General features: G+C 68.9%; 22 protein-coding genes and 1 pseudogene. 15 read left to right on the top strand and 8 right to left on the bottom strand.

Annotated features, from left to right (window positions below; translation table 11 throughout):
- The 6 genes from JHY01_RS22695 (at nt 1) to JHY01_RS22670 (ending at nt 7,743) form a co-directional block, all read left to right on the top strand.
- Nucleotides 1–1,497 (top strand): CoA-acylating methylmalonate-semialdehyde dehydrogenase, encoded by a 1,497-nt coding sequence (locus JHY01_RS22695; protein ID WP_205327986.1) that lies wholly within the window; start codon nt 1–3, stop codon nt 1,495–1,497.
- A gap of 21 nt (nt 1,498–1,518) precedes the next feature.
- Nucleotides 1,519–2,439, top strand: a complete 921-nt coding sequence (locus JHY01_RS22690) for a TIM barrel protein (RefSeq protein WP_205327985.1) — start codon at nt 1,519–1,521, stop codon at nt 2,437–2,439.
- 37 nt (nt 2,440–2,476) lie between these two features.
- Nucleotides 2,477–3,484 (top strand): Gfo/Idh/MocA family protein, encoded by a 1,008-nt coding sequence (locus JHY01_RS22685; RefSeq protein ID WP_205327984.1) that lies wholly within the window; start codon nt 2,477–2,479, stop codon nt 3,482–3,484.
- Between the two features lie 132 nt (nt 3,485–3,616).
- A complete protein-coding gene (locus tag JHY01_RS22680) occupies nt 3,617–5,107 on the top strand; it encodes a family 43 glycosylhydrolase (protein ID WP_205327983.1) in 1,491 nt (496 codons plus the stop codon).
- A gap of 4 nt (nt 5,108–5,111) precedes the next feature.
- Nucleotides 5,112–6,587, top strand: coding sequence for a family 43 glycosylhydrolase (locus JHY01_RS22675; RefSeq protein WP_205327982.1), 1,476 nt, complete (start codon nt 5,112–5,114; stop codon nt 6,585–6,587).
- A 121-nt stretch (nt 6,588–6,708) separates the two neighbouring features.
- Entirely contained in the window at nt 6,709–7,743 is a 1,035-nt protein-coding gene (locus tag JHY01_RS22670) for a TRM11 family methyltransferase (protein ID WP_205327981.1), read from the top strand.
- A gap of 1,822 nt (nt 7,744–9,565) precedes the next feature.
- Here the strand turns inward: JHY01_RS22670 and JHY01_RS22665 are convergent.
- Nucleotides 9,566–10,849, bottom strand: a complete 1,284-nt coding sequence (locus JHY01_RS22665) for a phytase (protein ID WP_205327980.1) — start codon at nt 10,847–10,849, stop codon at nt 9,566–9,568.
- A 56-nt stretch (nt 10,850–10,905) separates the two neighbouring features.
- Between JHY01_RS22665 and JHY01_RS28230 the strand changes: the two genes are divergently transcribed.
- A complete protein-coding gene (locus JHY01_RS28230; protein WP_205328022.1) occupies nt 10,906–11,292 on the top strand; it encodes an HIT family protein in 387 nt (128 codons plus the stop codon).
- Here JHY01_RS28230 and JHY01_RS22655 read toward each other — a convergent pair.
- The 3 genes from JHY01_RS22655 to JHY01_RS27500 form a co-directional block, all read right to left on the bottom strand.
- Nucleotides 11,255–13,273: an iron ABC transporter permease gene (locus JHY01_RS22655; RefSeq protein ID WP_374199577.1), complete on the bottom strand. Its 2,019-nt coding sequence runs from the start codon at nt 13,271–13,273 to the stop codon at nt 11,255–11,257. The two genes, JHY01_RS28230 and JHY01_RS22655, sit on opposite strands and share 38 nt — an antisense overlap.
- A 65-nt stretch (nt 13,274–13,338) precedes the next feature.
- Nucleotides 13,339–14,337 carry an iron-siderophore ABC transporter substrate-binding protein gene (locus JHY01_RS22650; RefSeq protein ID WP_205327979.1) on the bottom strand — a complete coding sequence of 333 codons (999 nt, stop codon included), beginning with the start codon at nt 14,335–14,337 and terminating at the stop codon, nt 13,339–13,341.
- 10 nt (nt 14,338–14,347) lie between these two features.
- On the bottom strand, nt 14,348–15,187 hold the full coding sequence (locus JHY01_RS27500; RefSeq protein ID WP_205327978.1) for an ABC transporter ATP-binding protein: 840 nt from the start codon (nt 15,185–15,187) through the stop codon (nt 14,348–14,350).
- A 263-nt stretch (nt 15,188–15,450) separates the two neighbouring features.
- Between JHY01_RS27500 and JHY01_RS22640 the strand changes: the two genes are divergently transcribed.
- On the top strand, nt 15,451–15,729 hold the full coding sequence (locus JHY01_RS22640) for a helix-turn-helix domain-containing protein (protein ID WP_205327977.1): 279 nt from the start codon (nt 15,451–15,453) through the stop codon (nt 15,727–15,729).
- 61 nt (nt 15,730–15,790) lie between these two features.
- Here JHY01_RS22640 and JHY01_RS22635 read toward each other — a convergent pair whose 3' ends face one another.
- Nucleotides 15,791–16,066, bottom strand: coding sequence for a Smr/MutS family protein (locus JHY01_RS22635; RefSeq protein ID WP_205327976.1), 276 nt, complete (start codon nt 16,064–16,066; stop codon nt 15,791–15,793).
- Nucleotides 16,067–16,075: 9 nt separating this feature from the next.
- Nucleotides 16,076–16,999, bottom strand: a complete 924-nt coding sequence (locus tag JHY01_RS22630) for a cation diffusion facilitator family transporter (protein WP_205327975.1) — start codon at nt 16,997–16,999, stop codon at nt 16,076–16,078.
- Between the two features lie 400 nt (nt 17,000–17,399).
- Between JHY01_RS22630 and JHY01_RS22625 the strand changes: the two genes are divergently transcribed.
- From JHY01_RS22625 to JHY01_RS22610, 4 genes and pseudogenes are all read left to right on the top strand, one after another.
- Nucleotides 17,400–18,668: an MFS transporter gene (locus JHY01_RS22625; protein ID WP_205327974.1), complete on the top strand. Its 1,269-nt coding sequence runs from the start codon at nt 17,400–17,402 to the stop codon at nt 18,666–18,668.
- A 10-nt stretch (nt 18,669–18,678) separates the two neighbouring features.
- Nucleotides 18,679–19,179 (top strand): GNAT family N-acetyltransferase, encoded by a 501-nt coding sequence (locus JHY01_RS22620; RefSeq protein ID WP_240193130.1) that lies wholly within the window; start codon nt 18,679–18,681, stop codon nt 19,177–19,179.
- Nucleotides 19,180–19,563: 384 nt separating this feature from the next.
- The gene (locus tag JHY01_RS22615) at nt 19,564–20,436 is read left to right on the top strand and encodes a hypothetical protein (RefSeq protein WP_205327973.1); all 873 of its coding nucleotides are present in this window, start codon (nt 19,564–19,566) and stop codon (nt 20,434–20,436) included.
- A pseudogene (locus JHY01_RS22610) lies at nt 20,415–20,630 on the top strand (ISAzo13 family transposase); the annotation flags it as partial. The gene JHY01_RS22615 and the pseudogene JHY01_RS22610, both read left to right, overlap by 22 nt.
- A 160-nt stretch (nt 20,631–20,790) precedes the next feature.
- Here JHY01_RS22610 and JHY01_RS22605 read toward each other — a convergent pair.
- On the bottom strand, nt 20,791–21,759 hold the full coding sequence (locus JHY01_RS22605) for an AraC family transcriptional regulator (RefSeq protein ID WP_205327972.1): 969 nt from the start codon (nt 21,757–21,759) through the stop codon (nt 20,791–20,793).
- A gap of 153 nt (nt 21,760–21,912) precedes the next feature.
- On the opposite strand from JHY01_RS22605, the gene JHY01_RS22600 reads away from it, so the two are divergent.
- Complete coding sequence (locus tag JHY01_RS22600; protein ID WP_205327971.1) at nt 21,913–22,341, top strand: DUF6069 family protein; 429 nt, start codon at nt 21,913–21,915, stop codon at nt 22,339–22,341.
- Between the two features lie 54 nt (nt 22,342–22,395).
- Here the strand turns inward: JHY01_RS22600 and JHY01_RS22595 are convergent, their stop codons facing one another.
- Nucleotides 22,396–23,160, bottom strand: coding sequence for a VOC family protein (locus JHY01_RS22595; protein ID WP_205327970.1), 765 nt, complete (start codon nt 23,158–23,160; stop codon nt 22,396–22,398).
- Nucleotides 23,161–23,295: 135 nt separating this feature from the next.
- Between JHY01_RS22595 and JHY01_RS22590 the strand changes: the two genes are divergently transcribed.
- Nucleotides 23,296–23,670 carry a VOC family protein gene (locus tag JHY01_RS22590; protein WP_205327969.1) on the top strand — a complete coding sequence of 125 codons (375 nt, stop codon included), beginning with the start codon at nt 23,296–23,298 and terminating at the stop codon, nt 23,668–23,670.
- 56 nt (nt 23,671–23,726) lie between these two features.
- Nucleotides 23,727–24,464: a hypothetical protein gene (locus JHY01_RS22585; RefSeq protein ID WP_205327968.1), complete on the top strand. Its 738-nt coding sequence runs from the start codon at nt 23,727–23,729 to the stop codon at nt 24,462–24,464.
- Nucleotides 24,465–24,781: the final 317 nt, after the last annotated feature.

Below are 24,781 nucleotides of genomic sequence, written 5' to 3'. Positions count from 1 at the left end.
ATGCACATCATCGAGCACTGGATCGACGGCAAGTCGACCGCCGGGGAATCGGACCGCCTCGCGCCCGTCTGGAACCCCGCGACGGGTCAGGAGCAGGCGCAGGTGCGCCTCGCCTCGCAATCCGACGTGGACGCCGCCGTGCGATCGGCCAAGGCCGCGTTCGCCACCTGGGGCCAGCAGTCGCTGTCCAACCGCTCCCGCGTCATGTTCCGCCTCCGCGACCTCGTGGAGCGCCACGAACTCGAACTCGCGACGATCGTCGCCGCCGAGCACGGCAAGGTCGTCGACGACGCGCGCGGCGAGATCGTGCGCGGCCGCGAGGTCATCGAATTCGCCTGCGGCATCACCTCCGCGCTCAAAGGCGGCTTCTCCAACGACATCTCGCGCGGCGTCGACTCCTACGACTTCCGCCAGCCCATCGGCGTCTGCGCCGGGATCACCCCGTTCAACTTCCCCGTCATGGTCCCGATGTGGATGCACCCCATCGCGATCGCCACCGGCAACACCTTCGTCCTCAAGCCCTCCGAGCGCGATCCCTCGGCCAGCCTGTTCATCGCGCAGCTCTACGCCGACGCCGGACTGCCCGACGGCGTGTTCAACGTCGTCAACGGCGACAAGACCGCCGTCGACGCGCTCCTCGACCACGAGGACGTCGCCGCCGTCTCCTTCGTCGGCTCCACGCCGATCGCCAAGTACCTCCACGAACGCGCCCAGCGGAGCGGCAAGCGCGTCCAGGCCCTCGGCGGCGCGAAGAACCACGCCGTGGTCATGCCCGACGCCAACATGGACTGGGCCGCTTCGCAGCTCACCGCCGCCGCGTTCGGCTCCGCCGGGCAGCGCTGCATGGCCGTCTCCGTCGCCGTCGCCGTGGGCGACGCCGCCGACGAACTCGTGGGCCTCCTCAAGGAGAAGGCCGAAGCGATCGTCGTCGGCGCCGGGGACGACCCCGAGTCCGAGATGGGCCCGGTCGTCACCCAGGCCTCGTGCGACCGCGTCAAGGGCTACATCGAATCCGGTGTCGCCCAGGGCGCCGAGCCCGTCGTCGACGGCCGCGGCCTCCGCGTCGAAGGCCACCCCGGCGGCTTCTTCGTCGGCCCCACCGTCCTCGACCGCGTCACGCCCGACATGGACGTCTACAAGGACGAGGTCTTCGGTCCCCTGCTCGCCGTCGTGCGCGCCGACACGCTCGAAGCGGCAATCGACCTCATCAACGCCAACCCCTACGGCAACGGCACCGCCATCTTCACCTTCGACGGCGGCGCCGTGCGCACCTTCGAACGCGAGGTCAACGTCGGCATGGTCGGCGTGAACGTCCCGATCCCGGTGCCGACCGCGCACTACTCGTTCGGCGGCTGGAAGGACTCCCTGTTCGGCTCCAGCCACATCCACGGCCACGAGGGCGTGCGGTTCTACACCCGCGCGAAAGTCGTGACCTCGCGCTGGCCCAAGCACACCGAGTCCCAGGCCGCCCAGCTCAACTTCCCGACTTCCAGCTAAGCACCGCGAAGGAGACCGTCAATGACGACACAAGCGCTGAACCTCCGGCTCGGATCCGCCCCGGACTCGTGGGGGGTGTGGTTCCCCGAGGACGATCGACAGCTGCCGTACGAGCGGTTCTTGGACGAGCTGGCGGCCGCCGGATATGAGTGGCTGGAGTTGGGTCCGTACGGCTACCTGCCGACCGACCCCGACGTGCTGTCCGAGGAGGTAGGCAGGCGGGGCCTGAAGGTCTCCGGCGGCACGGTCTTCGGCAACCTGCACACCCCCGAGCAGTTCGACGAGACCCTCGCAACCGTCTCCAAGGTCGCGAAGCTGACCGCCTCCCAGGGCGCGAAGCACGTGGTGTTCATCCCGCCGCTCTTCCGCGACGAGAAGACCGACGCGATCAACGACGTCACCGAATGGGACGCCACGCAGTGGAAGACGGTGCACGCCGCGGCGAACCGGATCGGCAAGCAGATGTTCGAGGAGCACGGCGTCACCATCGCCCTGCACCCGCACGCGGACTGCCAGATCATGACCCAGCCGCAGATCGAGACGTTCCTCGACGGCACGGACTCGGACTACGTGTCCCTGTGCCTCGACACCGGTCACGTCGCCTACGGCGGCGGCGACAATGTGGACCTCATCCGCCGCTACGGCGAGCGGATCGGCTACGTCCACATCAAGCAGATGGACCCCGAGATCCTCCGGCAGGTCCGCGAGGAAGGCCTGGGCTTCGGCGAGGCCGTCAAGCGCGGCGTCTGCGTCGAGCCGCCCGCCGGGGTGCCGAACCCCGCCGACATCGTCACCGAACTGTCCGGGCTCGACGCCGAGCTGTTCGTGATCGTCGAGCAGGACCTGTACCCGTGCGAACCCGACGTCCCCTTCCCGATCGCGGTCCGCACTCGCAAGTACCTGGGCGGCTGCGGCCTGGGTGCCGGCCGTCAGCGGTCCTGAACCGCCCCAGACCATTCGAACAGTGAGGACGGAACACATGAGCATCGGCATCGGCCTGATCGGCACCGGCTGGATCGGCGAGCAGCACGTGCATCGGCTGGCGAACGCCGTGTCCGGGGCGCGGGTGGTCGCGGTCTCGGACATCGACCCGGCGTCGGCGGCGAGGGCCGCGGCTCCGGTCGGCGCGCGCGTCATCGACTCGGCCGAGCGACTGATCGCCGATCCGGAGGTCGAGGCGGTGGTCGTGACCTCCTGGGGTCCGGCCCACGCCGAGCAGGTGCTCGCGTGCATCGCCGCGGACAAACCGGTGTTCTGCGAGAAGCCGCTCATCACCGAGATCGCCGACGGCCTGCGGATCCTCAAGGCCGAGCAGGCCGCCGGGCGGCGACTGGTGCAGGTCGGGTTCATGCGCCGCTACGACGCCGGGTACCGACAGATGAAGCGGGTGCTCGACGCGGGCGGGATCGGTGAGCCGCTCATGGCGCACTGCGTGCACCGCAACCCGAACGTGCGCGAGGCCTACACGACCGAGATGGCCGCGAAGGACACCGCCGTGCACGAGGTCGACGCGATGCGCTGGCTGCTCGGTGAGGAGTTCGTCTCGGTGCAGACGATCCTGCCGCGCACGACCACGAAGCGCTTCCCGCATCTGCAGGACCCGCAGATCTTCCTGTTCGAGACCGCTTCCGGCGCGCGCGTCGACGTCGAGGCGTTCGTGAACTGCCAGTACGGCTACGACATCCAATGCGAGATCGTGGGCGAGGAAGGCGCGGTCCGCCTGCCGGACCCGGCCGCGCCCGTGGTCCGCAAGGCCGCCGCGGCGAGTGTCGAAGTGCTGCAGGAGTTCGGCGACCGCTTCGCCGACGCCTTCGACGTCGAGCTTCAGGACTGGGTCGACCACCTGCTCGCGGGCGAGGCGCCGACCGGACCGAACTCGTGGGACGGGTTCGCGGCCACGGTCGTCGTGGACGCGGCGGTGCGTTCGCTCCATTCGGGCGAGATCGTGCCGATCGAACTGCCCGAGCGCCCGGATTTCTACAACTAGCCAGGTCAAGTCCACAGGCGACTCGGCGCCGGCCGGGTCGCCGAAAATAAACCCCGCCCCGGTCTTTTATCGATACACGTGTGCGCGGTAACATCGAAAGATCTCTATTCCTCACAAGAGATCGGTACGCACATGAGACAACAGCACGGGCGGCGCAGATCCTGGTTCGCCGGGCTCGCCGCCGCGATCATCGCGGCGGCGGGCCTCGCCCTCCTCGCCCCCCAGACCGCGAACGCGGCGATCGACACCAACGCGAACTACGTCCTCACCAGCCGGCACTCCGGTCTGGTCTTCGACATCGACGGCCGCTCCACGGCCGACGGCGCCGGCCTCATCCAATGGAACCGCACCGACGCGACCAACCAGCAGTTCAGGTTCGTCGACGCCGGCGGGGGCTACTACCGCATTCAATCCCGGCACAGCGGCAAAGTCCTCGGCCTGCAGAACCAGAACACCGCCGACGGCGCGAACGTCGTCCAGGAGACCAGCACCAACGCCACCGACCAGCAGTGGACGGTCACCGAATCCGGCGGATACGCCTCCTTCGTGAACCGCCTGTCGGGCAAGGCGCTCGACGTCTGGGAATGGTCGACCGCCGCCGGCGGGCGCATCTCCCAGTACACCGCCACCGGCGGCACCAACCAGCAGTGGTCCCTCAGCCCGATCGGCGGCACCCAGCAGCCCGAACCGAACGACTGCGCCAGCGGCCCCACCCAGCCGCCGAGCCTCGGCGGCAGCCTCGGCGCCCACGACCCCGCCCTGTGGGCCGGATGCGCCGGCCAGCCTTGGTTCGTCTACGCCACCGGCGACATCCGCTTCAGCAACGGCAACATCCCGATCCTCCGTTCCACCAACGGCGGCCAGACCTGGCAGCACGCCGGCTACATGTGGAGCACCAAGCCCGCATGGACCTCGCAGCAGATCCCCGGCTCCGAGAACATCTGGGCGCCCGAGATCCACTACGACGCCGCCCAGGGCCTCTACTACCTGTACTACTCGGTCTCGACCTTCGGCTCCCAGCGCTCGGCCATCGGCCTCGCCACCAGCCCGAGCCTCGACCCGTCCGCACCCGGATTCGGCTGGACCGACAAGGGCGTCGTCCTCCAGTCCTACAACGGCAACGCCTACAACGCGATCGACGCGAACATCATCGTCGACGACTCCGGGCGGCACTGGATGGTCTTCGGCTCCTGGCAGCAGGGCATCCACACCGTCGAACTCGACTGGCCCTCCGGCAAACCCAAAGCCGGCGCGACCCCCATCCGCCTGGCCACCAAGAGCGGCGGGATCGAAGGCCCCTCCATGACCTACCGCAACGGCTACTACTACCTCTTCACCTCGATCGGCACCTGCTGCGCCGGAGCGAACTCCACCTACAAGATCACCGTCGGCCGCTCCACCTCGCCGACCGGCCCGTTCGTCGACGCCGCAGGCGTGGACATGCGCAACGGCGGCGGCACCGTCGTCCTCGGCGCGTACGGGAACAACGTCGCCGCGGGCGGCCAGTCGATCCACAGGGGATTCATGGCCTACCACGCGTACGGCTCGGGCGGCGGCTTCGCACTCGACATCGAACAGATCCAATGGAACTCGGCGGGCTGGCCCGTCCTGGACGGGAGCTGACACCATGCCGAACCTCCGCCGACGCTGGCGCGCAATCGTCGCGCTCGCCCTCATCGCCGCCCTGACCGCCTTCGGGCTCGTCGTGGCCTCCCAGGCCCCGGCCCAGGCCGCCGTCACACCCGGCACCTGGTACGTCATCACCAGCGCCCACTCCGGTCTCGCCCTCGACATCAAGGGCGCCTCCACCGCGGCCGGAGCCGAACTCACCCAATGGAACCGCACCGACGCGACGAACCAGCAGTTCCGGTTCATCGACGCGGGCGGCGGCTACCACCGCATCCAGGTCCGGCACACGAACATGGTGCTCGACGTCTACGAATGGAACCCCGACAACGGCGCGACCATCGCACAGTGGACCGACCTCGGCGGCACCAACCAGCAATGGTCGGTCACCGAGCACAGCGACGGCACGTACAGCTTCATCAACCGCTTCTCCGGCAAAGCCCTCGACCTGTGGGAACGGTCGACCGCCACGGGAGCGCGCATCTCGCAGTACACCTACAACGCCGGCACCGGCCAGAAATGGCGGCTCAACACCGTCGGCGGCGGCTCGCAGAACACCCTCGCCAACCCGATCCGCAGCAACGGCGCCGACCCCTGGCTCGAATACTGGGACGGCTACTACTACATGTCCACGACCACTTGGGACTCGACGGTCATCATGCGCCGCGCCACCACCCTGGCCGGACTGAAGACCGCGAGCGACACCGTGGTCTGGAACGACGCCAACGTGCCGAGCCGCTGCTGCTCCCACTGGGCGCCGGAGTTCCATCGCATCAACGGCACCTGGTACCTCATGTACACCTCCGGGAACTCGCAGACGAACCTCGACGGGCAGAAGCTCCACGTGCTGCGCTCGACGAGCTCGACCCCCATGGGGCCCTATGAGTTCATGGGGACGCCGCTGCCGAACCAATGGAACATCGACGGCACCTACCTCGAGGTCAACGGCGGGCTGTACCTGATGTGGAGCGAATGGGTCGGCGCGGACCAGTCGATCCGGATCGCCGCCATGTCGAACCCGTGGACCGTGACCGGTGCCCACGCCACGATCTCACGGCCGAGCGCGAGCTGGGAGACCGTGGGCGCGCGGGTGAACGAGGCCCCGGCCGTGCTCCAGCACGACGGGCGGACGTTCGTGACGTTCTCGGCCTCCTCGTGCAATACCCCGGACTACAAACTGGGGCTGCTCGAACTCACCGGCTCCAACCCGCTCGCCGCCTCCTCGTGGACCAAGAAGTCGACGCCCGTGTTCCAGCAGGGGAACGGCGTCTACGGCCCGGCGCACAACGGGTTCTTCACCTCGCCGGACGGCACCGAGCACTGGCTGGTCTACCACGGGAACACCTCGGCGAGCCAGGGCTGCGGCTCGACGAGGCAGACGCGGGTGCAGGAGTTCACGTTCAACGCGGACGGCACGCCGAACTTCGGCACGCCGCTCGCCGGCGGCGTCCAGTTCCCCGCGCCCTCGGGGGAGTGACCCGCACCGGGCGGCCGCTCGCGCGGCCGCCCGGTGTTTGCTAAGGTCGCGCTAGTCGAGGCCCCGGCCGGCAGGTCGGGGCCTTTCACGTGTCCGATGGTCCTCGAAGGTTTGCAAGTCGATGCAGCAGTACGCGATGTTGATATCGCCCTCCGCCAATCGCGTGTACGCGCGCACCGCCGCCCGGATGGCGGCGAACGAGATCCGGGTCTTCAGCGCCCACGTCCTCGACGGCCGGGTCGAGGAGGTCGAGGAGGCGGTGCTCGGCGGCGTCCCGTACCTCACCTTCCGCTCCGATTCGCTCAGCGCGCGCGATTTCCGGCTGCTCGCGAACCTCTCGTCCCTGTACGCGCTGTTCGCGGTGCGCGGTGCGATGCTCGAACCGATCGCGGTCGAACGGCTCGACCGTTACGACGACGACCTCATCACGATCCTCAAGTACGTGGGCAAGACCAACGAGCAGTTCACGAAGCTGCTGCTCAACGTCACCGCCGCAGTGGCGCTGCCCCCGGACCGCATCCTGGGCGGCGGCGTGAAGGTCCTCGACCCGATGTGCGGGCGCGGCACCAGCCTGAATCAGGCCGCGATGTACGGCTGGGACGCGTTCGGCGTGGAGGTCGACAAGCGCGACTATGAGGCGTACGCCGCGTTCGTGCAGCGCTGGTTGAAGGACAAGCGGCTCAAGCACAAGGCGGTGACCAGCCGCGTCAAGCGCGAGGGCCGCGGCGTCGGCCAGCACACGCGGGTCGAGTTCGCGGCGACGAAGGAGCGCTTCCGCGAGAACGACCTGCAGATCCTCGAGGTCGTGAACGCGGACACCCTGCGCAGCGGCGAGATCTTCAGGAAGCGCGCGTTCGACCTGATCGTCACGGACGCCCCTTACGGTGTGAAGCACGCCGCCGTGAAGGACAACCGTGCCCTGACCAGGCGCCCGACGGAGGTGCTGGAGGGCGCGATCCCGGTCTGGGCCGAGCTGTTGAAGCCCGGCGGCGCGATCGGCCTGTCCTGGAACCTCTACACGACCAGCCGCCCCGAACTCGCGGCGATGCTTGAGGAGGCGGGCCTCGAAGTCGTCGACGACGAACCCTTCCGCGACTTCGAACACCGCGTCGACCAGGCCATCAACCGCGACCTGATCGTCGCCCGCAAGCGCTGACGGATTGCGTCCCCCAGCAGCGGTGCGGTGAAGTGTAGAGGGAGACCGGCCGGCGCGCGGCGTGAGCGAGCCGTTTTCGGGTCGAGGTGCAGACCGTCAACGACGGAATGGCGGTAGCGCGTTCTGAGTTCGTCCTATTGCCGGTCGGGTCGGGTCGGGTCGGGTCGGGTCGAGTCGGATCGGATCGGATCGGATCGGGTCGAGTCGAATCGGGTCGGGTCGGGGCGGCCGGTCCAGGCCAGGCCGTGTGGTCGCGGTTCAACCAGGCAGCGACGGAGCGGCGAGTGCGATGCCCGGCGATCGATGCCGTCGCCCGCGCCGAAGAGGCCGGGCCCGCCGGAGCCATGGCGCCGGCCGTGGGCGGGTTGCGGATTCCATGCGGCGATGGGAAGCGCCCCGTGTGGGGGCTGCCGAGTCGATGCCGTGCCCAGGACGAGCCTCGTGTCGCCAGTCGACGCGATGCCGTGGAGACTGGACGGGCCCCGATGGGGTCAAACGGGCCGATTCCGTGGGAGTCCGGAGTCGGCTCGATGAGGCCAGCGCCGAGCCGATGCACCTTGGTGCCGGGAAGCGCACGACGCGGTCTGTGCGACCAGGCGAACCGGTCCGGGTGCGGGCGTGGCGGTCCAGTGCCGTCTCGATGTACGCCGCTACTCGAACTCCCGTTCCCGCCTTCACGCTGGATGCCGCATTGGCCGCAGGTGCCACCGCAGCGGCGGTCGCGAGCCCGCTTTGGTCGGTTCGTTCTTGTCGGCGCGCGCAAGGCTGAGCCGAGTTCCAAATCCTCATTCGTTTTCACCTCCTTTCGCTGTCGCCGTGGCTGGTCCGCGATCAATGCAGTCTCAGGCCGGTGGTCGTCTCGCCCTCACTGTCGCGACCTTGCCGACACGGTGAGCATGGCCGGTGTGGACGTGCCACCTTCGCCAGCTCCACCGCTTTCCCGAGGGGCCTGAAGGCCCTTGCGGCCTCTGTGCTGGTGGCCGTTGCTGCCTCCCACTGGGGAGTGCGTCCTCCGTTCCTGCTCCTGCTTGGCCGCTGTCCCTCTCGGAAGGTCGTCCTCCGGAGGACACCACGGTTACAGGGCGGTGGTGATGGTTTCCCTGCCCGCCATGAGTCCAGGTGCAGGGTCTCGCTTCCCGGGAGCACCGTGGTGTTCCGGCCGGGAGGGTCCTTCCCCTGCGCACCAAGCTGATGCGAGTGGGAAGGTGTGGGTGCTGCGCGTGTGGCGGTGCTGAGTCGGGTCCTCTGATGCCCGGCCCGGCGGTGTCATTCGCGCTGGCGGTCTTACCGGTGTGTGCCTCGTTCTGGACACTGCCTCCGGTCGAGGTGATCCCGACCGGCGATCTCCCACCCAGCACGTCCCAAGGAAGGGCCGTGGTCCGCTGTGGATCCCGATAGCACGCGGGGATTGAGCGCAATGCCCTGAGAAGGAGCGTCGGCTCGGAATCGGTCCGGTTTGGGTTTCGGCCAGAGGCTTGGCTTAGTCTGCTTGCACCTAATCGCCACCTGTACGTTTTCCGTATCCCTGTGCGTACCTCAATCATCCCTCACACAGCCCCTGACTGTCATCACCCACAGGGATAGAGGGATCTCATGTTTCGCCCCAACCTCACTGTGCGCCAAAGGAACCGACCGCGCCGACCCCCGCAGCCGGGAGTGTCGCCCGCCCCCACACCGCACCCGCCACCCGCGAACCAACCCCGCCCCGAATCCATCTTCTCGTCGCCGCCCGCCTGAACCGCAATCCGCAAACGACCGAAAGGCCGCCGGGTCCTGGGGGCCCCGGCGGCCGGTGCGGATGCGGCTTCGATTCGGTCTCCGCTTAGCGGCGTCCGCGGGCCTGGGCCAGGTCGAGGCCGCTGTCTTCGGCCACGTCCTCCCATTCGAGGTATTTGAAGTTGGTGCTGGACTCGTCGCCGCCTTCAGGGGTGTTGTCGCCGTCCTGGACTACGAGGAGCCCGCCGTCGAAGCCGGGGAGGCTGACGTTGACGACGTCGGCGCCGTCGCTGTGCTGGGTCGAGTCGACGTCGCCCTCGCCGATGGCGAAGGAGCCGAGGTAGTCGTTGCCGCCTTCGATCGCGTAGACCGCGTACGAGTCGTCCCCCTGGCTGGAGGCGAGCAGGTACCCCTTGCCGCGGCCGGTGTAGTAGATGGTGAGGCCTTCGATGTCGGTGCGGAGGACGTCGCCGCCGAAGCCGGGGTTCTCGCCGTACTCGCATTCGTCGGTCTCGGCGTCGTAGGCGCCGGGCAGGCCGAATTCGACTGCGGTGTCGACGAGTTCGGGTTCGCCGGTGAGGTCGGCGCTGATCTTCCAGATGCCCACGAGCTCCTGGCCGAGATAGGCGGTGCCGGTGTACTTGTCGACGACCATGCCCTCGACCTGCGCGTACTGGCCGGGATCGTCGCAGGTGGTCCAGGTGGAGCCGTCCGGCATGGTGAACTCGGCGGGGAGGGCGAGGGTGCGAATCTTCTCCCAGCCCACGGTGTCGCCGTTCGCGACCAGTTTCAGCAGGGCCACTTCGGTCTCGGAGTTGCGGCTGACGAGGGCGTACGCGCCGGTCGCGTCCTGCCAGGTGGTGAGGCCGTACGCGGTGTGCTCGTCGTTGACCTCGGCCTGCGACTCGCTGAAGATCCACCCCGCGCCCGGGTCGGTGACCTCTTCGAGTTCGCCGTCTTCGATGACGAAGATGCCGAGGTCGTCCATGCCGCGGTCGGAGGCGACGGCGAGGTCGACCTTGTCGCCGCCGAGCGCGAAGCCCCGCACGAGGTCGACGTTGTTGTAGCGGCCGGGCGCGTCGTCCTCGCCGGGGGCGGGCTTGGGCGCGATGTGCTGGACCTCTTCGCCTTCGAGGTCGTAGACGTAGAGGCCGGCCTCTTTCGCGGTGGCGATGACGAGGCTGTCCTCGGGGTCGTCCCGGTCCACCCAGATCGCGGGGTCGTCGGCGTCGGCGTCGTCGTCGGCCCAGAGCGCGGGGGTCTCGAGTTCGGCCGTCAGCTCGTCGTCGGACCGGTGGTGGGCCTGGGCGACCGCGCCGCCTTCGAAAACGGCGCACGCGAGCACGGCGGCCGTGCCGAAGGCGGTGAGGGAGATGAGTCGGGAAAGCAAGGAGGCTCCTCGAATCGGGGTTGAATCGTCGATTCGATGTTCAGGCCTCGCCGTGAATCCCGGGTGAACGCCGCTCGACCCGGAGGGCGAATTCCCCGCCGCGGCGAGCGGTCACCTTTGCGCGATGGAGACCTCGCACGAGCCGTCCGGATACCCCGGCCGACGCCTATCGGGCCGTAGGGGAACTGGTACGGGAGGTCGCCGTCGCGATCCGCGCGACGTACGGCTGCGACGGCGTCTCCACGCGCCAGTACAACGAGCCCGCCGGGAACCAGGACGTCTGGCATCTGCACGTCCACGTCTTCCCGCGCTACGAAGGCGACCGGCTCTACGCCTCGAAAGCGCTGCCGGGCTGGGCCGATGCCATGGAGCGGCAGGTGTACGCCGAGCGGCTCCGCGCCTACTTCACATCCGAGTCCGCGTCCGCCACAGGAGCCAGATGAAGTAGGGCGTGCCGATCAACGCGCACACCAGGCCCGCCGGGATCTGGGCGGGCGCGATCACGGTGCGGCCCATGGTGTCCGCGATGCTCACCAGCAGCACGCCGATGAGGACGGACACCGGCAGGACCCGGGTGTGTTTGCTGCCCACCAGGGCCCGAGCCAAATGCGGGGCGACCAGGCCGACGAAGCCGATCACGCCGACCACCGCAACGGCGGCGGCGGTGAGCACGGCGGCCGCGCCCAGCAGGAGCAGCCGGGTCCGTTCGAGGCGCACGCCCAGGACGCGCGGGGTGTCGTCGTCGAGCGCGAGGAGGTCGATGTCCTTGCGGTACAAGACGACCACCGGGACGACCAGCACGAGTGCCACCGCGAGCGGGATGAGCCGCTCAGCCGTGCGCCCGTAGGTGGAGCCCGAAAGCCAGGTCATCGCCTTCGGCGTGTCCCAGGGGTCCGAGGCCAGGATGATCAGTGTGATGACGGCCATCCCGAACGACCAGACGCCGATACCGACGAGCACCAGCCGCCCGGTGTCGAGCCCGCCGCGCCAGGCGATGGCGTACACGACACCGAAGACCGCGAGGCCGCCCGCCGCCGCGACCGCGGTCACGGTCCAAGCCCCCGCGTTCGGCGCCCAAGTGATGAGGGTGACCGCCCCGATCGCGGCTCCTGCCGTCACCCCGAGCAGGCCCGGTTCGGCGAGCGGGTTGCGGGCCACGCCCTGCGTCACGGTTCCCGCGCACGCGAGTGCGGCCCCGGCGAGGATCGCGGCGAGCACCCGCGGGTAGCGCTGGTCGATGATCCACGTGTACGTGGAACCGGTCTTCCCGGCGAGCCAGTTGACCAGGTCGCCGCCGAGGAGCATCGTGTCCCCGGCCATCATGCCGACGACCAGGGCCGCGACCGAAGCCGCCGCGAGTCCGATCACGATGAGCGCGAAGCCGATCCGGCCGCGGTTGGCGGCGCCGTGGAGGATCGCGGGCTTGTCCTCCGATCCGGCGCTGCGGACCGAGCGCGCGAGCCACACCATGACGGCCGCACCGAGCAGGGTCGTGGTGACGCCCACGGGGATGTAGATGCTCGTCTCGGGGTCCACGAACGCCCGCAGTGCGAGGTCGGCGCCGACGATGATGATCGCGCCGCACAGGGCGCTGAACGGGATGAGCGTTCGATGGGCCAGCAGCCCGGGGAGCCGCCGGGCGATCTGGCGGGCCGCGACCGGCGCGGCCAGGCCGACGAAGCCGATCGGCCCCGCCACCGCGACCGCGCACGCGGCCAGCAGGAGTGAGCAGACCACGGCCAGGGTGCGGGTGCGCCGCACGTGGACGCCGAGGCTCGCTGCGGTGTCGTCGCCGAGCCGCAGCAGGTCCAGGCGCCGCCCGAGCACCAGGGCCCCGCCGACGGCGAGGAGCACGATCGGCGCGGACTGCACGACGGGCGCGAACCCGGCCAGACTGAGACTGCCCGAACCCCAGGCGAACAGGCCGGTCGTCGACTCCTCGAAGAGGAGGAGCAGGACCGAGACGAGGGAGTTCGCGGCCATCGCCGTCGCCGATCCGGCGAGGATGAGCCGGGTGGTCGCCGACGCGCCGCCGCCCGCGGCGAGCGCGAGCACCAGGCCCGCCGTCGCCACGGCCCCGACGAACGCCACGCCGATGCCCGAGAGCAGTGGCAGGCTGAGCCCGAACGCCGCGACCGCGGTCACCGCCAGGTAGGCCCCGGCGTTGACCGCGAGCGTGTCCGGGCTCGCGAGCGGGTTGCGCGCCACCGACTGCAGCAGCACGCCGGAGGCGCCGAGCGCGATGCCGACGAGGACCGCGGCCGCCAGCCGCGGCAGCCGGGCGCCTTCGAGGACGTTCCAGACCCCCGGGTCGGCCGTCCCCGCGACCAGCTTCAGCACCTCCATGGCGTCCACTTCGGACGTGCCTTGGGTCAGGTGGAGCGCCGCCAGCACGGCCAGGGCTCCGACAGCGACAGTGAACACCGCCGCGGTGGAAAGGCGTCGGGGCGGCGCCGGCGCCCCGGACCGCACCGGCGGGCTCAGCGTGCTCAACCGCCGTAGACCTCGGCGAGGAAGTCGAGCAGCAGCTCGGACGAGCGGGGGCCGCCGAAGGTCCAGGCGCCCTTGGGGAGTTCGTACAGCGCGCCGTCCTTGACGAACCGGAGGTCGTCGTAGATCGGGTTGCCGACCAGTTCCTCATTGAAGATGTTGTCGTCGAAGGAGTTGTTGTACACCAGGTTCAGCTCGGTGTCGGTGTACGCCGCCAGGCCCTCCACATCGGTGGCCCCGAGGCCCCAGACGCCGTCGGTGGCACCGGTCCAGGCGTTGGTCAGCCCCACTTCCTTGGCGAGCGCGCCGAACAGGGAGCCTTCGCCGAAGGGCCGCACGGAGATCGAGGAACCGTCGATCCAGCCGTCGACGATGAAGACGGGAACGTCGGACTTGCCGCCGGCCTCGACCGCGGCGGCGGTGTCGGCGATCTTCGCCTCGAAGTCGGCCCACAGCGTCTCGGCTTCGGCGTTCTTGCCGGTGAGGTCGGCGATCATGTCGAGGTCGCGCTTCATGCGCGCGAGGTTGTCCTCTTCGTTGGAGCCCTCGGTCACCAGGACCGGGACGAACTCCTCGAGCGGCTCGATGATGGCCTCGTTGTCGTTCTCCAGGATCACCAGGTCGGGGTTGAGCCCGGCGATGGAGTCGATCGAGGCCTCGGCGCGCATGCCCACGTCCGTCACGGTGTCGTCGAGGGGTTCGGCGGCCCCCGCCCAGACGTTGTAGCCCTCGATGTCGGCGACGCCGACGGGCATCACGCCGAGGCTGATGCTCATCTCGACCTCGGACCATTCGAGGATCACCACGCGTTCGGCGGGCGCGTCCAGCTCGACGGTGCGGCCGAGGAAGTCGACGGTGGAGACCGGGCCGGACTCGGCGGACGCCTCGACGTCACCGCCCGCGCCTTCTTCGGTGGTGCCGCAGGCGGAAGCGGCGAGGAGCGCGGCAGCGGCCAGCGCGGCGGGCACAGCGGAGCGCCTGAAGTGGGGGAGTCGCATGGGGATCCTTCTATTCGGTGGTGGTGCCGGCGAACCTGCGGCTGTGCCGGCCGATGGGCCGGGCCGTGAGCAGGCCGGTCACGGGGTCGGCGTCGACGCGGATGGCGATGCCGTAAGCGGTGGTGAGGTTCTCGGCGGTGAGGACCTCCGCCGGGGTGCCGGAGGCCATGACGCGGCCGTCGTGGAGCAGGACCACGCGGTCGGCGACCGCCGCGGCCTGGTCGAGGTCGTGCAGGACGATGCCGACGGCCGTACCGTGCTCGTCGGCGAGGTCGCGCACCAGGTCGAGGATCTCGACCTGGTAGCGCAGGTCGAGGTGGTTGGTGGGTTCGTCGAGGAGGAGCACGGCGGTGTCCTGGGCGAGGCAGGAGGCGAACCAGACGCGCTGGCGTTCGCCGCCGGAGAGCGCTTCGACGCCTTTCTCGGCCATGCCGGCGACGCCGCAGATCTCCATGGCGCGCTGGATCTTCGCGGGACCCTCCTCGTCGCCCTGGCGCCAGCGGCCGCGGTGGGGGTGGCGGCCGTAGCCGACGACGTCGACGACGCGGACGCCGCCGGGGACGGGCCGCGACTGGGCGAGGAGGGAGACGCGCCGTGCGAAGTCCTTGGGGCTCAAGGCGGTCGCGTCGGTGCCGTCGGTGAATTCGACCGAGCCGGCCTCGGCCTTGTGGAGGCGGGCGAGCGAGCGCAGGAGCGTGGACTTGCCGGAGCCGTTGGGGCCCAACAAGGCCGTGACCTGGCCGCCGCGAAGGGCGATGTCGGCGTCGTGGACGACCGTGTCGCCGTAGTAGGCGAGTCGGAGGGCGCGGCCGTTCAAGCCGGGGTCGTTCAAGGCGGGGCCGTCTGGCATGTAGGCAAGGCTAACCTATCTCGCGCCGGCGCGCATCCTGGCAGGTCAGTCCCGTGGCGCGACACGATTCCGCACTCGTCATGGGCGATGAGTGCCATTCGCGCCCAAATGATTCCCCGTCAAGTGAGGAATCGGATACCACGCGTAAGAGTGAATTCCGGCGCGGCACTCTGGACTTGGCGGTGCCGGGTGGGGTCGACTGGTCCTAGGCGTCACCCGGCCGATGCACCCCGTGTCGGCTCGGCGCGCCAGAGAGGACCAACATGACACCGAATGCGAAGGTGGGGCCTTCGAGTGTCGTCATCGACGAGATCTGGACCGTCGAGCGAGTCAAGTCGCTCGGCGTGATGACGAATGTCGAGACGGCCGCGCAGATCCTCGGGATCGGCAGGACGGTCGCGTACCGGCTGGCGAAGGACGGGCAGTTCCCCGTCCAAGTCCTTCGGATCGGCCACAGCTACCGGGTCCCGGTGCTGCGACTGCTCGAACTGCTCGGCGCGCCCGATCCGAGGTCTGAGCGCGACCGGATGCTGATCGACTAGCGACCGCGAAACGAACGGCGGCGCCGCCTCCGGGGAGGAGAGCGGCGCCGCCGTTCGTTCGTTACCGCTTCTTGCGTTTGTCCTTGTGCTGGAAGTGGACGAAGAGCCGACCGAAGTTCTTCGAGTCCTTGTCCACCCGGTGGTACAAGGCCTTGATCTCCTTCTGATCGAGGAACCGCAGCACCTTCTTCTTCAACTGCCCCGAGCCCTTGCCGGGGATGATCTCCACGAGGTCGATCTTCTTCGCGACCGCCTCGTCGATGACGTCCCGCAGCGCCTTCTCGATCTGGTCGCCCTTGTTGAAGATGTCGTGCAGGTCCAGCACCAGTTTGGCCATGATAGAAGCCTAAGCGCCCGTGCGCGGGATGTCCGGCTCGATGTAGATGATCTTCGCCTTCGGCACGGCCGCGCGGATGCGCGCCTCGGCCGCGTCGATCTGCGTGGCGACCTGTTCGCCGGTCTCGGACGCGCCGATGCCGACCTTCGCGGCCACCAGCAGCTCGTCCGGGCCCACGTGCAGGGTCTTGAGGTGGATGAGGGTGTCGCCTTCGCCGTCGTTGATCGCGGTCGTGATCGCGTCGATGTCCTCGAGGGTCGCGGACTCGCCGATGAGCATCGAGCGGATCTCGATCGCCAGCACGATCGCGATGGCCACCAGCAGCACGCCGATGCTCATGGTGCCGAGCGCGTCGAAGAGGATGTCCCCGGTGATCCACGAGAGTCCCACGCCGAACAGGGCCAGGATGAGGCCGACGAGCGCGCCGATGTCCTCCAGGAGGATCACTGGCAGCTCGGGCGAACGCGAGCCCTTGATGAACTGGACCCACGACTGCTTGCCGCGGACGTGGTTCGACTCCTTCACCGCGGTGCGCAGCGAGAACGACTCCAGGATGATCGCCAGGACCAACACGATGACCGCGACCAAGGGGTTCTCAAGGCCGTGGTGGTCATCGCGCTCGGCCATCTTGTGGAAGCCCTCGTACAGGGCGTACACGCCACCGATGGAGAACAGCACGATCGACACGATGAACGCGTAGATGTAGCGCTCACGCCCGTACCCGAACGGGTGGGCCGGGCTCGCGGCCTTGCGCGAGGCCTTGCCGCCGATGAGCAGGAGGACCTGGTTGGAGGCGTCGGCCACCGAGTGGACGCCCTCGGCCAGCATCGACGCCGAACCCGTGATCCCCGCCGCGATGAACTTGCTGACCGCGATCCCGGTGTTGGCCAATAGGGCCGCGACGATCGCTTTGGTGCCGCCTTCTGCTGACATCTGCTCGCCATTCCTTCCGTATGTGTGCGTGACACGCAGAAAGGAGTCTGTCATGGCCCCGCCACACCCGCCGCGACGAGGGCCGCAGCATCCCGCCGGACGCGCAGGACGCCAATGCGACGGAATTCACCATTCCGGATCGCCCGAGACAGCGCTACCCTAGTGAACAGGCGACGCCCCAGAAGAACAGCAAGCTTCTGGTCAGGGCAAACGCACGTACACCGCCAAGGGAACTGCTTTTCAGGAAGCACCGCGTCCCGGCCGAACGCCTCCTCGCGAGGCCCGCAGCCCCTGTACGAGCTGAGCCCGTGTCACCCAGCGCGGACCGAGTGGTGGACCGGTTCCGGCGAATGAGTCCCAGGACTCTGAACCGAACCGAACGCCGCGAAAGGCCACGCCTGTGACCACCCTCGACGACCGCCCGACCTCTTCCACCGTCCAAGCGACGACGCCTGCGACCGGCGTTGTCGCCGCGCCCGAGCGCGCCACGTTCAAGCAGTGGCTCGCCGTCGCCGCCGTCGCCCTCGGCGTCTTCGTCGTCATGACCTCCGAAGTCCTTCCCGTCGGCCTGCTCACCCCCATCAGCGGCGAGCTCGGCGTCAGCGCCGGCACCGCCGGCCTCATGGTCACCGTCCCCGGCCTCGTCGCCGCGATCGCGGCGCCCCTCAGCATCGTCTTCACCCGTCGCCTCGACCGCCGCCTCGTGCTCATCGGCCTGGCCGTGCTGGTCGCCGCCGCGAACGCCGGCGCCGCGCTGGCCGCCGGTTTCGAACTGCTCCTCGCGGCCCGTGTCCTCGTGGGCCTCTCGATCGGCGCGTTCTGGGCCGTCGCGGGCGGCATCGCGCTCCGCCTCGTCCCCGCGCGGGACGTGCCGCGCGCGACCGCCGCGGTCTACGGCGGCATCGGCGCCGCCACGGTGCTCGGCGTCCCCGCCGGGACGCTGATCGGCGACCACTTCGGTTGGCGCGCCGCCGTGTGGGCCCTCGCCGCGCTCGCGCTCATCGCCATGACCGCGATCGCGCTGCTCGTGCCGAAGCTACCGTCGAACACCACGGTCTCGTTCGCGTCGCTGCCGAAGCTGGTGCGCGCCAACAAGGGCGTGCGCGTGGGCCTGGCGCTCACCTTCTTCATCGTCACCGGGCACTTCATCGCCTACACGTTCATCAGCCCGATCCTCCAGGCCAACGGCATCGGTTCGGGCCAGGTCAGCGGCCTGCTCCTCGCGTTCGGCGCGGCGGCGCTCATCGCCACGGTCGCCTCGGGCTCGCTCATCGGCACCCGACTGCGCGGCACGCTCGCGGCGCTCGGCGTCGCGATGGCGCTCGGCATGGCGCTCATGGCGTTCGCGGTCGGCGACCTGTTCTCCGCGACGGCCGTGCTCGTGCTCTGGGGCATCGGCTACGGCCTGGTCTCACCGGTCCTGCAGACCTGGTACATGAACTCGGTGGAGCCGGGCGAGGTCGAGATCGCGACCTCCCTGAACACGGTCATGTTCAACCTGTCGATCGCGGTCGGCTCCTTCGCGGGCGGCTACGTCGTCGACGCGACCGCCCCGGGCGGCGTCCTGTGGATCGGCGCGCTCCTGCTCATCCCGGTCGTCCTCATCGCGGTCCGCGCCCGCAGGAACGCGGCCGCGCAGCCGAAAAGCCGAGATCGTCATCGGGCATAGACTCGTGCGGATGAGTGAGCCCACCGTCCTCGCCGACGGCGCTATCCTGCGCCGCGCCGAGCCACGCGACCTGCCCGAGATCCTCCAGCGGATCTGCGACCTTGCCGAATACGAGCGCGAGCCCCACGCGGTCGAGACGACCGTCGACGATCTCGCCGCGGCCTTGTTCGGACCAGCCCCCGTGGTTTTCGCGCACGTCGTCGAGGCCGAAGGCCGAATCGCCGGCATCGCCGTCTGGTTTCTCAACTTCTCGACCTGGACCGGCAAGCACGGCGTCTACCTCGAAGATCTCTACGTTGACCCCGCTTGCCGGGGATGCGGGTACGGCCTGGCGCTCCTGCGCGAACTCGCCCGTACCTGCACAGCGAACGGCTACCAGCGGATCGACTGGTCGGTCCTCAAGTGGAACGAGCCCTCCATCGCGTTCTATGACGCGCTCGGTGCGGTCCCGATGGACGAATGGGTCGGCTACCGGATCAGCGGCACTGCGCTGAAGGCCCTCAGCGCCTGATCATTCTGCGAAGAGGCCGGCAGGTCACGATGGACCAGATCGGGCGGCCTTGGTGCCGCGTCGGCGGCAGCCCGGTCGACAGGCAGGACGGCGGTGTAGGTGACAATGGCAGACACGAAACCCTTGGGCAAGACCTGAATTCTCAGCAGATCCAGTATCTACCAGAGTTTCTTTGCATCCCAAGGACTCTCGGTCACGCTCCGAATCGCCGGGAATACCTCATTGTTCGAGGGCGTCGCCGGGCTTTCATCCGGTCGAGGGATAGCGCAATTCCAGGGCGACCACATAGAGTGCATAAGAGGCCTTTCGAAGGAATCAGCGACCAATCACACGGTACCAGGTTCATTCTCGACAACTGAGATGCTCGGTCGGAAGGTGGAGCAGATGACCGTAGTCGGTATCCACGACTGGCGCTCGTACGAGGAAACGAAAGACCGATTCCCGATCATTGGCGCGGTCCGCGAATTCGTAGTCGGAGTGCTCCGCCCCGATCAGGACGATCTCGCGGAGAAGATCCGAGGGTTGGCGCAACCCGCGTTGGATGCGGAGCTGATACCGTGGGTCAGCTTCAAGCTGCGCCCAGACGATGTGCGGGCGGGCCGCTGGGACGCCGCCCTGGCGTCTGTCGCGACGGGCGTCCCCGGTGGGGTCAGACTGATCCTCTGGCATGAGCCTGAGAACGATATGACGGCCACCGAATTCACTCAGATGTTCGACCACATCGCAGGTCGAATCCGCTACGAAGGCGGCGACCACGAGATGGTCTACTCCGCGATGACGTATCAGTACGCGCGCAATATCTCCGACCCGGAGGCGTGGTTCCCGGAAAAGGCGGACGTCTACGCGGCGGACGTGTATTCAGGAAAGTCGTTTCCGCTCCCCGCCATCCTCCCGGACCACCCCGGTTTCGCCAATTGGTTCAATGCCCGCCCGGACTTGAACGTACCGTGGTCCATCAGTGAGCGCGGATTCATCACCGGCACAGAATTCAGTGTCCGAGCTGACGCGATTCGCCGTGAGGCGCAGTGGCTGCGGGAATTGCGGGACTGCCGTGATTACATTTATTGGAATACGCCGGGCGGTGAAGGGAACCAGGACATCGTACTCGATGCAGAGTATGGGGAACCCGCCTTGGCTCGGGCTCTGCACCGTATTGCCGATGAGTACGGCTCCGGCTACAGGGACGGCTATCTGCGTGCTATCAACGACGGCACCGCGGCGCTGGCCCGACTGGTGGCGGATTTCGAGCAGCCGTAGCGGCGGCCGGGGCTCGGGAGCTGTTCGCCGGTTCGGGCTCTGAGGGGCGAGTGCGAGCAGTGGGTGCGGGCCGTCCGTCGGCGGTCGAGGCTGATCCGGGTCTGTTGCCGGCGCTGTTGGCCTCAGTGGAACCGGCCGAATGCGGCGATCCGGAGACGGTGCTGCGGTGGACGGTCAAGTCGACCCGGAACCTCATCAGTCCTGCCGAGGATGACACTGAGTCGGTTCTCTATGAGATAGAGCAGGCATGTAGCAGTTTCGGCTACGACTTCTGAGACTCACTCGGCACCAGGTCCAAGATTCGCCCAGAGCCCCTGAAATGCCCGAGTCAGGAGACTTGGGGCAGGCGGCGGATCAGACCGGCAGGGGCTCGCGTTCGAACGCGGGCACCGCCGGTTCGCACGCCGGGCTCTGCTTGCGGAAGCGCCCCGGCGGCTGCCCGAAGTCGCGTTTGAACGCGGCCGCGAACGCGAACTCGGAGGCGTACCCGACCTGCCGGGCCACGGTCGCCAGCGGCGCATCGGTGTCCGAGAGCATCCGCGCGGCGAGCGTCAACCGCCAAGAAGTCAAGTACCCCAAGGGAGGCTGACCGACGAGCTCGGTGAACCGCCGCGAGAAGGCCGACCGTGAGAGCCCGGCGACCTCGCCGAGCGAGCTCACCGACCACTGCCGGGCCGGTTCGGCGTGGATCGCCTGCAGCGCCGCGCCGATCGAGCGGTCGGCGAGGGCCGCCGCCCAGCCGTCGAAACCGCAGTGCCGCGCGTTGCCTTCGAGGACGGCGCGCAGCAGGTACATCAGGACCGCGTCGAGCAGGGCGGACACGAGCGTGTCGCCGCCGCCGCGTTCGGCGCGCAGTTCACCCTCGAGCATGGTGATCGCGCCCGCGAGTTCAGGCCTCGCAAGGGGATCGGCCGGGATGTGGATGAAGTCGGGCATCGCGGCGAGCAGCGGGTGGGTGCGGCCGGGCGCCATCGCGTACGCGAGGCAGACCATGACGTGCGTGGCCGCCGGGTCGTGCGCCGAGCGCAGGATGAGCCCGGCGGGCCCGGCGCCGTCGCATTCGGGCCCGGTCGGGGTGCTGAGCGAGTCGGACACGATCGAGTGGGAGCTGCCGCGGGGCACCACGAGTACGTCGCCTTCCGAGACCTCGATGACCCGGCCGTCCGCGGTGGTCACGAACACGTTGCCGCGCACCATGACCTGGACGCCGAAGCCGTTCGCGTGACTCCGGCGCTGGTCGGAGAACGGCGCGGTGAGGGAGAACCGGGCGGCGAACGGCCTGCCGGTCCGCAGCACGGCCAGTACGTCGCTGAGCACATCCATGCCGCAACCCTAGCCAGTGGATCCGCTGCCCGGCAGGGCCGAAGACGATCGCGTATGAACCGAGGACGTTCGCGGATGGGCGGCCGCCGCCCCCGGCCCTACCTTCGAAAGCGTTCCCCGAACCCGAAAAGCTCAAGGCAGTGGAGTCGACTCATGTCCAAAACAGACGAACAAACGCCCGTGAAGGCCGCCGCCCCGGTCTGGCGCACCCGGCTGCTCGCCCTCGCGGTCACCATGGCCGCCACCGCCCTCGCCTGGGTAGTCGCGAACATCGCAGGGGTCGAGCTCGAAGCGAGCCAGCCCGGCGGGGCGGTGGTGCCGATCGGCCTCGTCAACGTCGCCATGTCCGTGGTGCTCTTCGGCGGCGCGGGCTGGCTCGCCCGCGCGATCCTCGACCGCTTCGCGAAGCGGCGCGCGGTCCTGGTCTGGCGCATCGGCGCCGGCGTGGTCTTCGTCCTGGAGGTGTTCCCGGTGGTCCTCGCCGAGGCGACGGTCGGGATGAAGGTCTTCCTGGCGGTCCTGCACGTGATCGTCGCCGCGATCCTCATCCCCGTCCTCGGCAGGCGACTTCCCGAAGCCTGATGCGGGACAGCGCGAACGCCTCCCGCGAACACCCGCGGGAGGCGTTCGCGGCGCTCACGTGATCGGGTGGAGGTCGATCTCGGGGTCGCGGCCGGTGATGCAGTATTCGAGGCCCGCCGGGTCGCGCATGACCTGCCACCAGTGGTGGCGGCGCACGGCTTCGGCCCCGAGCCCCACGTGCCGCTCGGTCTCCGCATCGATATCGGTGCAGGCCAGGTCCATGTGCGCGGTCGCGCTCCGGCCCCGCTCGGCGAGGTCCAGACGCTGCAGCAGGAACTGGACCGGGAGCTCCGGCGGCGGCAGGAGCCGACGGAACTCCCGAGCATCGGTCGCGGTCTGGCGCCAGCCCGTGAACATCTGCCAGAACGCGAGTTCATGGTCGAAGGCCTGAGGCGGAATGTCGATGCAGAGCTGATCGGTCCGACTCCGCTGCCCGCCAGGCCAATCCAGCGGCGGCGGCACCACGGCCTGACCGTCATGCCCGACGAGGCAGAAAGCGAAACCGGCGGGGGAGCGCAGCACCACGAGTCCCGGCTCCCGGTACACCGCGGACGCCCCGAGCCCGATCGCCCGCTCCGCTTCGGCCTCGACCTCGACCTCGTCCACGTGCAGGTCGAGATGACTGCCGCCCTTGCCGTCCCGGATCCGCTGCACCCGCAGGTACGGGTCGCCTGCCGCCGGAATCAGGGTCGCGAACTCGCCGTCGGGCCCGCGCCGCGCCGACAGGGTCGAATCGGTCACCTTGAGCCAGAACGCGACACCGCTCTCGAAACCGTCGGCCGGAAAGTCCCAGAACGCAGTAGCCCATCGAATCGCCATTGCAGCAGTCTAGAGACTCTGAGGCCTCCTCACGCCTGTTTTTCGGCGATCCGAAGGCTCCCAGGCGAAATCGGTCCGCGACCCGATCTGGTGCCCCTGCGACCCGTTTCCGCCGCCGGGGCGCATACTGCGGCGATGGCCGTAGCTATTCACCACATCGTCATCGACGCCCACGACTTGCCCGGTCTCGCCCGGTTCTGGGCCGCGGTCCTGCGCTGGCAAGTCGTCTCGGAACGCGAACGCGAGGTCATCATCGGCCCGGACCGCAACGCGGCATGGGGGATCTGCTTCATGCCGGTCACCGAACCCAAGCGCGTGAAGAACCGCCTCCACTTCGACCTCAACGCCGATAACGCGGAAGACCGCCTCGCCGAGACAGAACGCATCCTCGCCCTCGGCGCCACCCGGGCCGATGTCGGACAGGCCGGTGACGAGTCCTGGACCGTGCTGGCCGACCCCGAAGGCAACGAGTTCTGCGTCGTCCGCCCCAAACGGGACCTCGTCGGCTGATCGGCCCTGCCGGAAACTCGGTTCCCTTACTGCGCACCGAGTGCTAGACATCGACGATGACCGAAACGCCGCCGCTCACCTTCGACGACGCCGTCCGCATCGCCGAAGCCGACCCCGCCGTGGTCGGCCTCTTCCTCATCGGCTCGAACGCGATGGAGGGCTTGACGACCGAGCACTCCGACCACGACCTCTTCATCATCACCGCCGCAGGAGCCGCCACCGAACTCGAACGGCACGACGGCCTGCGTTCGCCCACTCTCGACCTGAACTTCGTGGCCGTCGACGACCTCCTGAACGACGTCCTGCCCGAGTACGTGCGCTACGCCCTCGCCCGCAGCCGCGTCGTCCTCGACCGCACCGACGGCGAACTCACCGCCTACCTCGAAGGCAAGGCCCGCCTCGACCCGCAGCAGGCCTTCGAACACGCCGACGAGATCCTCGACGCCTACGCGAACTCCCTGTACCGATCGGTGAAGAACCACCGCGACGGCCGCGCGCTGGCGAGCCGCCTCGACGCGGCCGACGGCGTCGGCTATCTCCTCGAGCTGTTGTTCGCTCTCGAACGCCGCCCACGCCCCTACAACAAGTGCCTGGAATGGGAACTCGAGCACCACCCGCTCCCGGGCTGGGAGACCGCCACGCTGCTCGACGCGATCAGCCGCATCGTCGACACTGGCGACACCGACGTCCAGCGCGGCCTCTTCGCCGAGATGGAAGCCAAGGCCCGCAAGGCGGGCCACGCCAAGACCCTCGATGGTTGGGGCGACGACCTCCACCTCATGCGCCCGGTCTGAGCGCTGGCCGCTCCGGGCTCTCGCTTGGTCGAGGGAGGTGGGGGTTGGCCTGGGCAGGTGCCGGGTGCCGGGTGGCCGCGGTCAAATCTGGCAGCGATGAGAGGTGGGAGAGCGGCTGCGGTCGTCGCCGGGTGTCGGGTGGCCGATGGTAGCGGTCAGCGCAGGCGGCGACGAGAGGTCGAGGACGGTAGCGGTCTGTGTCCGGCTCTCGGGCGGGGCGGGTTCGCCGTGCCCGACGCGTGTGCTTCCTTGCCGCGCTGGCGAAGTGAGCACGAACATGAACTGTCCACACAGTACTTTCACTCTTCCGGGTGATG

Origin of the sequence: Glycomyces sp. YM15 (assembly GCF_016918015.1) — a bacterium.
GTDB lineage: Bacteria > Actinomycetota > Actinomycetes > Mycobacteriales > Micromonosporaceae > Glycomyces.
Note: the sequence above shows the minus strand (reverse complement) of the source record. Positions and strands in the feature narration are given on the sequence as shown.